This window comes from Bradyrhizobium cajani (genome assembly GCF_009759665.1).
GTDB lineage: Bacteria > Pseudomonadota > Alphaproteobacteria > Rhizobiales > Xanthobacteraceae > Bradyrhizobium > Bradyrhizobium cajani.
Genome location: NZ_WQNE01000047.1, coordinates 1 through 11,922, shown reverse-complemented (window position 1 = coordinate 11,922; position 11,922 = coordinate 1). Strand labels below are relative to the sequence as shown.

At 57.0% G+C, this 11,922-nt stretch carries 8 protein-coding genes; 7 read left to right on the top strand and 1 reads right to left on the bottom strand.

The genetic code is table 11. From position 1 onward, the window contains the following. The first annotated feature begins 365 nt into the window (after positions 1-365). The 6 genes from GPL20_RS34800 to pimD all read left to right on the top strand — a co-directional run bounded on the left by GPL20_RS34800 (position 366) and on the right by pimD (position 10,755). The gene (locus GPL20_RS34800; RefSeq protein ID WP_157336641.1) at positions 366-1,865 is read left to right on the top strand and encodes an aldehyde dehydrogenase family protein; all 1,500 of its coding nucleotides are present in this window, start codon (positions 366-368) and stop codon (positions 1,863-1,865) included. Positions 1,866-2,650: 785 nt separating this feature from the next. Next, positions 2,651-3,571, top strand: a complete 921-nt coding sequence (locus GPL20_RS34795) for a TauD/TfdA dioxygenase family protein (RefSeq protein WP_157336639.1) — start codon at positions 2,651-2,653, stop codon at positions 3,569-3,571. 645 nt (positions 3,572-4,216) lie between these two features. Continuing rightward, positions 4,217-5,350 carry a mandelate racemase/muconate lactonizing enzyme family protein gene (locus GPL20_RS34790; protein WP_157336637.1) on the top strand — a complete coding sequence of 378 codons (1,134 nt, stop codon included), beginning with the start codon at positions 4,217-4,219 and terminating at the stop codon, positions 5,348-5,350. Between the two features lie 765 nt (positions 5,351-6,115). After that, on the top strand, positions 6,116-6,964 hold the full coding sequence (locus tag GPL20_RS34785) for an acyl-CoA thioesterase (protein WP_157336635.1): 849 nt from the start codon (positions 6,116-6,118) through the stop codon (positions 6,962-6,964). A 1,267-nt stretch (positions 6,965-8,231) separates the two neighbouring features. After that, positions 8,232-9,419, top strand: coding sequence for a pimeloyl-CoA dehydrogenase large subunit (pimC, locus tag GPL20_RS34780; protein WP_157336633.1), 1,188 nt, complete (start codon positions 8,232-8,234; stop codon positions 9,417-9,419). 193 nt (positions 9,420-9,612) lie between these two features. Beyond that, a complete protein-coding gene (gene pimD / locus GPL20_RS34775) occupies positions 9,613-10,755 on the top strand; it encodes a pimeloyl-CoA dehydrogenase small subunit (protein ID WP_157336631.1) in 1,143 nt (380 codons plus the stop codon). Between the two features lie 99 nt (positions 10,756-10,854). On the opposite strand, the gene GPL20_RS34770 is transcribed toward pimD, so the two are convergent. Continuing rightward, positions 10,855-11,340 carry a hypothetical protein gene (locus tag GPL20_RS34770; protein ID WP_157336629.1) on the bottom strand — a complete coding sequence of 162 codons (486 nt, stop codon included), beginning with the start codon at positions 11,338-11,340 and terminating at the stop codon, positions 10,855-10,857. A gap of 425 nt (positions 11,341-11,765) precedes the next feature. Between GPL20_RS34770 and GPL20_RS34765 the strand changes: the two genes are divergently transcribed. Next, the coding region (locus tag GPL20_RS34765; protein WP_157336627.1) for a transposase at positions 11,766-11,922 on the top strand (157 nt) is incomplete at its 3' end.

The window sequence follows — 11,922 nt, the reverse complement described above, 5'->3', positions numbered from 1 at the left end:
ACGCGATACCTTGTGTCGGCAATCAGACCTCGATGGACAATTCAGTGCTTGGCTTCACTGGCGAGGTCAAGCGTGTTACGCGCCGACTTTGCTGGCTTCCGCCGAGCCCGAGAGAGAGCTCGAACCGACGTGCGAATACTCGCAGACGAGCTGCGATGCCAGTGCTCATGGAACAGCGAACTGCGGACGATGTAGCGGAAGAAACGTCATGCACTGAGCTCCCCGCGCCTGCCTCTAAATAACGCTATTGCTAGAGAGTCCAGCTTCGCCAGAACTCCGCGGTGGCAAACCAGATGCATCAAGCTGAGCTCGTCAGTCCCTCGCTAACGCGTAAGTAACACATGTTTCGAGAAGAGAGGCAGGAGATGCGCCAAAACATTCGAGATCTGCTTCCAGTGGAATGCTTTCGCCGAGGCACGCTTTGGATCGGTGGGCAATGGTGCTGCGCGACCGATGGTGGTGCGTTCGCGGTCACGAGTCCGATTGATGGCCAGCATCTGATGGTCGCATCGAGGGCGCAAGCCGTAGATGCGGATCGGGCCGTGCGGGCCGCTGACGCCGTCGCAGCGTCGTGGGCCAGCGATAGCGGCAAGCGTACCGGGCTGTTGTTGCGCATCGCACAGGAGATCCGGAAACACGCCCAAGAGCTTGGCACGATCGAGACGCTCGACAGCGGAAGACCTATCAGCGAAACCACGACCGATTCCGTACAGCATGCGGCCGAGCTTTTTGGTTATTATGCAGGCCTAGCCGATAAGCTGCACGGCAGCACTGTGCCCATGGGAAATGACGCAACGGCGCTCGTCGAGCGAGAGCCATTCGGGGTCATAGGCGCGATTTCGGCGTGGAATTATCCGTTGTTAAACGCAGCTACGAAGATCGCGCCAATCATCGCCTGTGGAAATACGATTGTTCTTAAGCCGGCGGAACAGAGTCCGCTGGTTACGCTTCTCTTGGGCGCGCTAATGCAGCAAGCGGGGCTGCCAGACGGTGTCGTTAACATTATTACTGGATTTGGAGCGGAAGCAGGCGCGCCGCTCGTCACGCATCCGATGGTGTCGAAGATCAGCTTTACTGGATCCATGCTGACCGGCCGACGCGTTGCGGCCGCCGCCGGCGAAGCGCTCAAGGGTGTCATCCTTGAGCTTGGCGGAAAATCGCCGCTGATCGTGTTCGATGACGCTGATCTGCCACGCGCAGCATCCGCTGCGGTCTTTAGCACTTTCAAGAATGCTGGCCAAACCTGCACGAGCTGCGCACGCGTTCTCGTTGCACGACCATTAATGGATCAGTTTGCCAGACTCTGCGGCTCTATAGCAGCAGAGTTGCGCATAGGCGACCCGTTCGACCCGGAAACTCAGGTCGGCCCTCTCATTTCCGCTGAGCAGCTTACGCGTGTTCGGCGGCTTACCGCGGATGTGGATGCGTGGCATGCTTGCCAAAAGCATTATCGGCCCGTGGAGGGTGGACATTTCTTTCCGCCTATGATCGTGACGAAGCACGCGCTCGACAGTGACTTTGCGCGACAGGAAATTTTCGGTCCAGTAATGGCGCTGCGTCCTTTTGATACCGATGAAGAAGCTTGGCAGCTTGCGAACGATACGGAATATGGTTTGGCCGCCTCGGTCTGGACCTCGTCGCTCCGTCGTGCCGAACGCGCCCGCCGCTCGCTGGTAAGTGGTATTGTTTGGATCAATTGTGCCCATACTCTCTCCAATGGAACTCCAATTGGTGGCCACAAGGCGAGCGGTCTTGGCATCGAGCACGGAGTGGAGGCGGCCGAACAATATATGAAGGTGAAGACGAGTGTGATCATGTCAGGTGGATGGCATAGCCCCTTTAGCACCCGATCCGCGTCACCATAAGTCGAAGCGGCTGGCCCGGGTGTATGGTTTCAGATGCTATCCTGAGCCAAATCGTGTGAGTTCGTTTGTAGGTCATATTGTAAAGCTCGGGCTCCACGCACAATATCAGGCGCCACCTGCTAACATGATCCTAGCAGATCCGGTCATGATCATCGGTTCCTGCCAGACGTTCTCGTAGCAATGATTTATCGCTTTCTCTAACCGCGTCCTCTGGACCTAACCGGCTTAGGCTGTTTTTTGTAGCACGTGCCCCTTTTCACATTGCGAATCCATCGACAAGCTTGCGTGCGAGAACAACGCTTATCCAGTGCTACGCGGGATCAGGTCGATTAGGCTGTAGCTTGCGATCCTGCTCTGGTTGTGTCGGGCTTCGCCGCTCACGTGTTCTAATCTTCGCTGTCGCATTCGGCACAAACCTACAAGGCCGCTTCCGCTCAGGTTGTCCGACTTCGGACTACATGCTGCGGCTTTTGCATGGACGGCGTGTCCTTGGCCTCTTCAGCAGCTGGCACAGCACTTGCTGGGCATGCCGCAGAGAGACGTCTGTATGAAGCTACTCCGCTCGCACCCGGGCGCGTCCTGCTAGGAACTCTCAAACGCGTTCTGCGAACCGAAACGAAAGCAGAGACCCGAGCGCGGCCCGCGCAGAACCATAAAGCGGAAGAGTGTGTGTAGCCGATGGGCAGGGCATTAGTAGTGCGAGGCGGAGTGATCGATATTTCAGGACTGCGTTGCTGCTGACAAGCGTCGTCTATCGAAGAGCCACAACACCGGGAGCATCCAGGATGAGCAAGGCAAAGTTGGACAACAATGTCACGGGTGTTAAGGTCATCAAGCGCGCTGCGCGGATAGGCGCTGAAGTGACCAATATAAAGGTCTCGGGAGATTTGTCGGACGAGACGATCGGGGCGGTCAATGATGCCCTGCTTGAGCACAAGGTTCTGTTTTTCCGGGATCAGAGTCATCTGGATGACGCCGAGCACGAGCGGTTTGCTCTTCGTTTTGGTAGGCTTGTGGCTCATCCGACGATGGCGGTTACCAAGGGGACCACGTCAATGATTGAGCTGGATTCGGCCCGCGTTGGTAGTCGAGCCGACTTCTGGCATACCGATGTGACGTTCGTGGATGCCTATCCCAAGATTGCTGTCCTGAGAGGAGTGGTGATCCCCCCATTTGGCGGTGATACAGTTTGGTCGAACACCGCGGCAGCTTATCTCGGATTGCCAAAGTCGCTTCAACGCCTTGCAGACGAGCTATGGGCAGTTCATACCAATGCTTATGACTATACCGTAATGGGGAATGCGAGCCAGGCGGACAGACAACATTTCGACGAGATCTACACCAGAACGATTTATGAGACTGAGCATCCAGTCGTGCGCGTCCACCCTGAAAGCGGCGAACGTACACTCGTGCTTGGCGATTTAGTACGAGGCTTTGTCGGAATTTCCAAGTACGATGGTCAGAAATTGTTTGATCTATTCCAGTCTCACATCACAGCGCCCGAGAATACCGTGCGCTGGAACTGGAGGCAAGGCGACGTAGTCATGTGGGACAATCGCGCGACCCAGCATTATGCGGTCAACGACTACGGCGATCAGAAACGCGTGGTGCGGCGTGCTGTGGTTGATGGAGAGGTGCCGGTGAGTGTGGAAGGCCGACGCAGCGTAACTCGCATCAAGGCCGCCAAGCAAGCGCAGGCCTCCTAGGCCGCTTCCAAATCGACAGTTGCCTGACTGCTGGGAGCCTGCCTATAGGCGGTAGCATCTGTGGTGAACTGCTCTCGGTTTGCGGTGTCATTCAGATCGAGCGGGGTATGATATCGTCGCGATCTTGCATCCCTCCGATATTTCAGCATCTGCGGTGTTCTCCGCCAAGCGTCGCGTGCAATTGCAGCTGATGCATGCCGCAACGGCCGAACCGCCGGCATTGAGCGCTCAAACGGGGGACCATGCCCTGGGCGAGTACATCCGTTGTTGAAGAGGAGAGTGTGTCCGGAAGGGGCGCCTCGCCAAGCAACACGGCGTCGCCGCCACGCACTCTAGGCAAAAGGCTTCTGAACAGAAGCGAGCTCCACATGAAGCAGTTAGCTCCGCGGCAAGAGGGCTATTTCAGGTGTGCTAAGGCTTGAAGGCAGCAAGTCGTCGCTTCAGGGCTCGGTTCGAGGCCAGCTGCAACATCGGAGGAAAACGTGGGGGCGGAACGCGCTCGCGCCAAACACGGGGGGAGTAAAGATGTTCTTGTCAGCACGCACATGCTCACGCTTGCACATTCGTTTGCTGCCGCCGGCGGAATCATAGTCCACAGACATTCGAGCGTCATGATACTAGAGCCGGGCCTAAGAGAGAACGTCTATGAAAATAACGGCGGTTCGTACGCACATCCTTCAAGCAGATCTCTCGCAGGCGCTGGCGTGTTCACGGGGGTGGTATAAGACGCGCACAGCTATGTTGGTCGAAATTGAGACAGATCAAGGCCTCGTGGGCTGGGGAGAATGTTATGGCCCGGCGCGGATATCGGCCGCAGCCGTCGAGTACGTCGCGCCATGGCTCATCGGAGAGAATCCGGTGCGCTCGGATTATCTTTGGCGTTTGATCTACGCGCGAATGCGTGATCACGGCCAGAAAGGTGTTGTGATTCAGGCTTTAGGCGGCATCGATATCGCGTTGTGGGACATAAAGGGCAAGTATTTTGACGCCCCCGTGCATCAGCTACTGGGTGGTGCCGAACGTACCCGGATCTCTGCGTATGCCACCGGCCTATATCGGCGCCAAGCTGCGGATCCCGTCAATTATCTTGCCGAAGAGGCCGCTGGTTACGTCGCCCAAGGGTTTCCTGCACTAAAGCTTCGGGTCGGCTTCGGCGTGGAGGAAGATGCCGCGGTAACGCGCGCCGTGCGCGAAGCGATCGGACCGGACGCGGCATTGATGGTAGATGCAAATCACGCCTATGACAGCATCGCTGCCATCAGGCTCGGGCGATTGATTGAGCAGCACGATATCGGCTGGTTCGAGGAACCGGTACCGCCTGAAGATGTCGCGGGTTATCGTGCGGTAAAGTCGGCTCTGGCGATCCCAATTGCCGGCGGCGAATGTGAGTTTACGCGATTTGGTTTTCGAGAGCTCTTCGTCACGCATGCGCTGGACATTGCGCAGCCAGATACCTGCGCCGCGGGTGGTTTATCCGAATGCAAGAAAATCGCCGATATGGCGGAGGCATTCGGCATCCGCTATAACCCCCATGTCTGGGGCACCGGGATCGCGATCGCCGCATCCCTACAGCTGCTTGCAGTTCTGCCGCCGCATACACCGCCTTCGCTGATGCCCGTCGAGCCTATATTGGAATTCGACTGCACAGAGCACCCAATTCGGCAGGCAATTCTTGTCGAGCCGCTTGAGCACGTCCGTGGCGTCGTCCAAGTGCCAGACGGACCGGGCCTCGGCATTGAAATTGACCGCAAGGCACTGACTAGGTTTGTCGCGCAATAGTGCCACAGGGATCTGCGATCTGACCCGAGCGTATCCGAATCACCTATGCTGTGCGCACAGTTAGGCGGCTGCCCCGCTCCTGCCGAGAACGTCCAAGCTGCTTGCGCAGTCGGAAATCAAATCGAGTTTTATTGGCGAAGCTTCTTCGGACCCCTCAGTTCATTTGTTCGCGGGAAGTCGTGGCTGGGACATACAACAGGTCTTCTCCTACAGTCCTATCCCGAACAAACAGCGGCTCAATTCTAAACGGCTGAAAGTCCTAATCGTTGAGCAACCTATACGATCAATGCAGGCGTCGATTTGCTCGATGTGAGCGTCTGCAGGATTCTTTCGAAGCGACTGCGGCCAACTCCGGTATGAGATGCAACCGTCTTGACTTCGCGCGCTATTGTCGTTCTGGCAGTGTCGAGCTGGAGACGTACATGTCCGAACTAAAACAATGAGCAGTCCGTTGCGAGAGAGAGCAAGACTTATGGGCTTTCTGTCTCGTCAAGCAATGCACTCAATCCTGGCGGCACGCCAATTGCTCGGGATTGTCACGGATGGTGTCGCTCGCACGCTAGGTATACCGCAGAGTTCAAATGAACTCGTCGCTATACAAGCGCCTTCCGGGCGACGCTTTTTGACTGCACGCGGGCAACGGCGGAACGGAGCCCGAGAGACAAAGCGCCGTGCATTCCATGACAGCTCGATGAGCAGTGGACATGCTGTAGATTAGAGCTGCGTCGAGCCCGAAATAGTCGCTGAACAGCCGAAGGCACGTCAATGTCCAAGATCCTGCTCGACCTGCGTGCCCTTCTCGATCTAGAACCGATCGAGAGAAACCTATTTCGTGGCAATGCCGCGGGCAGCGGCGCCCGAGTATTATTCGGCGGCCAAGTGATCGGCCAGGCAATGGTCGCGGCATGCCGAACAGCGGAGCGCCGGCTGCCACATTCGCTCCACTGCTGTTTTATCCAAGCTGGCGACCCGCATTTGCCGATCATTTTTCAAGTGGAGCATTTAAGCGAGGACAACAGCTATTCGATCCGGCGCGTGACCGCGGCGCAGCGTGGCAATGCAATTTTTTCGACCATGATGTCCTTCCATGCCGAGGAGAAGGGCGCTTTCGACTACCAAGACAAAATGCCCGTGGTTCCGCCGCGAGAAAAATGCACAGTCAAGGAAGTATTCGAGCCGCCAACATTTGTCGAAACGCCTGAGTTCATCCGACGGCACTATGCGATCGACCTGAGTCCGGTCGAGACCGACCGCTATCTGGGCCAGAAGGTCGATGACGGCCGCGTTCATATGTGGATTAGAATTGCCGAGAAGCTACCGGACGAGCCGGCGCTGCATATGTGCGCGCTGGCCTATGCCTCCGATTACTCGCTGCTCGATGCGGTAACCGCGCGCCACGGCCGCGCGCCTTTCGATAGGCGGATAACGGCCGTGAGCCGCGACCACGCAATGTGGTTTCATCGGCAGTTCCGCGTCGACGATTGGCTGCTTTATGCTCATGATTCACCAAGCGCACAAGCTGGCCGCGGTCTCACGCGAGGCCTTATGTTTAGATCCGATGGTGCGCTGGTTGCGTCCGTCGCCCAGGAGGGCTCGGTGCGCGAGCGATGGTGAGACTCACGTAACATCAATTTATGATCGGCGGCTTCGAACGGATGCATGATCACCATGGTAGGTGCCCTCCGCACGTGGGATGTGGTCTTGCTAACGAGACGGGGAATCGTGATCGCCGGGTCCGAGTGCTTGCGGACAATCTTACGGCAAAAACGTGTCGCGAGCGGCGCGGTTGCCCACATCCGACGTGACCCCAGCGTCGCGAGGCGTTCCCAGCTCAGGGCGGAGGCAGCCTTGGAGCGCGGCCACGCGTAGTGTGCGCGAAAACGTGGCTGTGCCGCGCCCGAGCTAGCGCGTTTTAGGAGAGATTGTCACGATGCCGTTGAAGGGTTATCAGCCCTGCCTGTATAGCTGCGGGTGATGGCGATGGCGTGTACGTCTGACCGCCAGTCCTGGATAGGCCCGACAGACTACCATAGAACCGGAATTGGCGAGGCTATTCCCAATCGGCGTCAAACGACATCGTGACCATGTTGGTTGCGACTGCGCTACGGTGACGAATGACCTCTTATTGGATGCTTATTGACCGGCAGACCAGTTCGATCGCGCTTGGTACGCCAGATAGGCGAGCGGCACATAGCGCATGCGCAAATAAAAACCGTATCCGACGAACTCGCGAGTCATCTTTGGCGGTCACCGCAGATCCTCGTTCCTTCATGATCATGAGCAACTCCACCCGCCTTCGGTGAGATGCGTTCTGCTCTAAGACGGCGCTGCAGCCAAGGACGCGAGAGCACTGCTGCTTCCAGTGACACTTAAGAGCGTGGTAGAGTGCCCTTTGGGAAGAGTGCCATGAGCAGCCAATTCGACAATGCTGCCATTTTCGTCCTGGCCCACTGGCGTAGGTCGGCCCGGATCCTCGAAGAACGTATGTTCCTATCGCCCTTATCGGAAGTCGGATTCGAGCGCTGTTGTGCGTTATGCCTTTGTCTCGTTCTTCACAATGTCACGAGAGCCGTGGCTATTACGATCGTTTGCCGCGCGGGGCTCAAAGGATCGATGCGCAACCCGCATCAGTATCGCTGGCACAATGTTTGCTGCGCCTATCGGCAACTAGTTCTTCCGGAAAAGATCGATGTATCAAGACGCGCTAGCGGAAGCGCGCGAGTGATCAGCAGCTGACTGATTCGGAGCATATCTCGGTGAGCCAAACGCTGCCTTGGGAGAGGCGGCTTCAACTTTCATGACGAGGGCGCTAGCCGTTTCGGAGCTCCCGCTCTTCAGAATTGATCTCGCTCATTAGTGAACGGCCAACAGGAGGAGCCTAATGGATCTCGCATTCACCAAGGAGGAGCGTACGTTCCGAGAAGAGGTTCGGCAGTTCCTGCGCGAAACTGTGCCGGGGGAGATGCGACGCAAGCTGGTTGAAGGGACGCAGCTGTCCAAAGACGAGATGGTGGCTTGGTGGCGCATCCTGAACAAGAAAGGTTGGTGCGTGAACCAATGGCCCAAGGAGTATGGCGGGACGGGCTGGACCTCGGTGCAACAGTACATATTCAAAGAAGAGCTGCAGATGTATCCGGCGCCAGTACCACTTGCCTTCGGAGTCGCGATGGTCGGGCCAGTCATCTACACTTTCGGAAACGAGGCTCAGAGGAAACATTACCTGCCGCGGATCGCGAACATGGACGATTGGTGGTGCCAGGGGTTTTCTGAGCCAGAAGCAGGCTCCGACCTAGCTTCGTTAAAGACCAAGGCCGAACGCAAGGGCGACAAATATGTCATCAACGGCCAGAAGACGTGGACAACCCTGGCCCAATATGCCGACATGATCTTCTGCCTGTGCCGAACCGATCCGGCCGCTAAGAAGCAGAGCGGCATCTCCTTTATCCTGGTCGACATGAAGAGCAAGGGCATCACCGTGCGCCCAATTCAAACGATTGACGGTGGTTATGAGATCAACGAGGTGTTCTTCGACGAGGTTGAGGTGCCCGTCCAAAATCTGGTCGGCGAGGAAAATAACGGTTGGCATTATGCGAAATTTCTACTCGGTCAGGAACGCACCGGCATTGCACGCGTCGGCGTGTCCAAAGAGCGCATACGCCGCATTAAGGAGGTAGGGTCGAAATTTGAATCCAGTGGCCGTCCGATCATCGAAGATCCAGTATTTCGTGAAAAGTTGACTTCTTGCGAAATTGAGCTGAAGGCGCTGGAGCTGACGCAGCTCCGTGTAATCGCTGACGAAAACAAGCACAGCAGCGGCATGCCGAATCCGGCTTCCTCGGTGCTGAAGATCAAAGGCTCAGAAATTCAGCAGACGACCACCGAACTCTTGCTGCAGGTAATAGGGCCGCTCGCCGCAGCCTACGGTGGGAACATCGACTCTTCGAATGAAGCGATGAACTGGATTGCGCAGATCGCGCCAAGCTACTTCAACAACCGGAAGGTCTCGATCTACGGCGGCTCCAATGAAATTCAGCGCAATATTATTAGCAAGGCGGTGCTGGGACTGTAGTCACGTCCTTCGTCTTGCGTGGGCTTAAGGGATGGCGGGCGAGCAGGCTCTGCACATACCCGCGCGAAAAGCTCCCCCTCGGCACGGTGCTTGCGCGAATGTCCGCTCAGCGGCCGCCTCCACATCGGCCTACCTGACGGCTGCCGAGGTTCAAAGGGAATCCTATAGCTTCTTGCAACATGGGTCAGATAACATGGATTTCGAATTGTCCGAGGAGCAGCGGCTGCTCAAGGAAAGTGTCGATGGGCTGCTCGCGAATACCTATGATTTTGAGCAGCGCAAGAGGTACATCAAGGAGAACGGCGGATGGAGTAAGCTCATCTGGCAAAAGCTCGCCGGGCAGGGCTTGCTTGGCGTGCCTTTTGCGGAAAGCGATGGAGGCTTCGGCGCCGGCGCCGTGGAGACGATGATCATCATGGAGGCGATCGGACGCGCGCTGGTATTGGAGCCCTATTTACCGACGGTCGTGATCTGCGGTGGGTTCCTGCGCCATGGCGGTTCCGTCGCGCAGAAAGTCGCGCACCTTCCCTCAATAATTGATGGATCGAGGACGCTTGCGTTCGCTCAACTCGAGAAGAGCTCCCGCTATGATCTTTATGACATCACCACGTCGGCGAAGAAGAGGGGCAAGGGTTGGGTGATCGACGGTGAGAAACTGGTCGTCATCAACGGCCAGAGCGCCGAGACGCTGGTCGTCACGGCGCGTAGCAGGGGCGCGCAGCGTGACAAAGGCGGCATCGGCGTCTTCCTCGTTCCTGCCGACGCCAAGGGCCTCACGAAGAAGATCTATGCAACGCAGGACGGCCTGCATGCCGCCGACGTCACATTCACAAGTGTTGAGGTTGGCGCCGAGGCCGTGGTGGGCGATCCAGAAAATGCATTGTCGTTAATTGAGCGCGTAGTCGATGAGGCCCGCGCCGCGCTCTGCGCCGAAGCCGTTGGCGCGATGGATGAATCTCTAAAGATCACGGTAGAATATCTTAAAACACGAAAGCAGTTTGGCGTGCTGATCGGAAGTTTCCAGAGTCTGCGGCACCGCGCCGCCGATATGTTTGTCGCACTCGAGCAAGCGCGCTCGATGTCGATGCTCGCTACCATGGCCACCAATTGCGACGATGCCGCAGACCGATTGCAATTGGTAGCGGCGGCAAAGGTGCAGATAGCGCGAAGCGGCAAATTGATCGGCGAAGAAGCGATTCAGCTCCATGGGGGCATCGGCATGACCATGGACGCCAGGATCGGTCATTATTTCAAACGATTGACGATGGTGGAGCGGGCGTTTGGCGATCCTGGTTACCACCTTCGCCGCGTCAGTGAGAGCGGCCCGCTCGTGTGATTGTAACAGGGATAGGAGCCGAGGCGCGTAGCTAGAGTGATGGCTGACTAGCACTTCCGCCGCGGCTGAGACCAAATTGCCAAAGCTCGGTGGGATAGCTCAACGCATGGCGCTTGCAAAGACGGTCACTGCCGCCTCAAATGCGACCTGAGAGCTGACGCCCAACTTCCAAGCCAATTTTCGCTTGGCGTGGATCCACTCATGGAACCGCTGGAGCCTGACGAGCGGTTCTTGCGGATAGACGCTGTGCACGAACTGTAGCGGATCAGGCACTATTGCAGCCGTGGCGCCAAGCGCGATAACTGACGCCGAAGCCGGTGTTGCAAACAACCAGATCGCAAGCGCCACACCAGCGCACGCATCAACTCCGATACTTGTTAGATCGATTATCAAGGCTCCGTTGGACCTTAAGGAACGATTGTCGGCACCCTTGCTAATGGAGATTGGCGGAAGTGGATAGTCCCAGTGTGGTATGGCGTCGATCGCAAAGTGGCTCGCAAAGCCGGTCACGGCTGCAAGAACTGGATTGGAAGGAACTAAGCTGGCGATTGCACCACCGACAACCGCGTGTGTACTCAAAATCATTGCAATGCATCTCCACACGTCAAATTTATCCCCGGTCGGTCGAAGCCCGCCGCCCTTGAGAATTGCGTGCTCAGGCCAGCAATCTTAGCTTCAGCTGCGCAAGTTGGCAGCAATGCCAGCGGCGCCATAAGGTTTGTCACCCTAATAGTTAGGACCTCGACTGCAGTAGCCCGTTCCGTGCGAGGCAGCTAAGGGGGAGGGGCCAGGTTGGAAACCGCGAGCTCAAAGTTAAGCGGAGAAGACCACTCCCGGGTAGCCATCATCGAGAAGAGCGATTTAGATGCGGCCGAACTACGAAACTAGATGCTGTCCCTCTCGATATCGAGATCGTACATTCCGGAGGGCTCGTGACCTGCTCCCGCCAAATCAGGCCAGTCTGAACTGGAATTTTCCAATTAAGATCCCACCGGGACGAGGAGAGTTCCATGAAGGCATCGAAGTTTTCGGAAGCGCATATCGCGTTCGTTTTGAAGCAGGCGGAAGATGGCGCGGCAGTGGCGGAGGTCTGCCGCAAGGCCGGGATTAGTCAGGCGACGTATTTCAATTGGAAGAAGAAGTATGCGGGGCTGATGCCCTCTGAGA